Origin of the sequence: Amycolatopsis sp. SID8362, assembly GCF_010550475.1 — a bacterium.
GTDB lineage: Bacteria > Actinomycetota > Actinomycetes > Mycobacteriales > Pseudonocardiaceae > Amycolatopsis > Amycolatopsis eburnea.
Map to the genome: position 1 here is coordinate 1 of NZ_JAAGNB010001757.1, position 228 is coordinate 228.

A 228-nucleotide genomic window follows, 5' to 3' on the forward strand; every position below is an offset into this window, starting at 1 on the left:
GTGGCGCGTCTCCGGCGCCGACCAGCACGAGCAGCGCGTCCGGACAGGCGGCCCGGATCCGCGGCCAGGCCGTGAGCAACCGGTCCTGGCCCTTCTGCCGGGCCAGCCGTCCCACGCAGACCGCGAGCCGCGTCTCCGGCGCGATCCCCAGCAGGGACCGCGCCGAGGCCCTGCTGCCGGTCCGGAAGCGGTCGACGTCCACGCCGTTGCGGACCACGGTGAACTCCC

At 76.3% G+C, this 228-nt stretch carries 1 protein-coding gene; it reads right to left on the bottom strand.

What is annotated here, in order from left to right:
* The coding region (locus G3I65_RS53365) for a glycosyltransferase (protein ID WP_160703912.1) at positions 1 to 228 on the bottom strand (228 nt) is incomplete at both ends.